Origin of the sequence: Blautia sp. DFI.3.45 (genome assembly GCF_020593505.1) — a bacterium.
GTDB lineage: Bacteria > Bacillota > Clostridia > Lachnospirales > Lachnospiraceae > Blautia_A > Blautia_A wexlerae.
This window is the reverse complement of sequence record NZ_JAJDMI010000153.1, coordinates 1-583: the sequence shown is the minus strand read 5'-3', so window position 1 is coordinate 583 and position 583 is coordinate 1. Positions and strand designations below refer to the sequence as shown.

The window sequence follows — 583 nt, the reverse complement described above, 5'->3', positions numbered from 1 at the left end:
AGGGCAAATTCAAATGACCTGCCAAGTTGGGCATCTGCATTTTTTTCAATCTTCAATACCTCATTCCATAACCTCTGTTTCTGAAATGTGATTTTGAATTTTTTTAAAGCAGCTTCTTTATCTTCTGACCTTTTGTATCGGACAGATTTTTGAAAGCGTTTTATATTTTCTTCTGGTACTATCTGCCATTCAGGAGGTGCGTTTTCGCACATCATCAGCCGGGTGTAGACCACTTCTTTTTTAGAAGTGTAATAACTGATTCTCCCTGTTTCCTCGTTTTTCATCACATCCCCATTGAGATATGCGGAAGCGGAGATAACAGATTTCCCTTTACTTCGTCCGACTATTTTGATTGTGTAATGAAAAATCGCCATGTCTGGATTCCTCCTTTCTGACGTATCCGGCATAGATTTCCGGCAACATTGCTTTCAGTTTTAGAAAAAGCAGCATTGCCGGAACTCCCTCTGCGTAAGAGTGCCCTGCGCATAGCAGCCTGCATGGAATGCGCCTCTCTGGCGAAGAGTGCCTCCTGCGGCATGAGCAGGTCTGGCTGAAAGCCCCGCCGACGGAACGAGCCCGGCAA

At 44.9% G+C, this 583-nt stretch carries 1 protein-coding gene; it reads right to left on the bottom strand.

All coding sequences use genetic code 11. The features are described 5' to 3' along the window. A partial coding sequence (locus LJE09_RS17350) for a MobA/MobL family protein (protein ID WP_227311610.1) occupies window positions 1-374 on the bottom strand: 374 nt, incomplete at its 3' end. Between the last annotated feature and the right edge of the window lie 209 nt (window positions 375-583).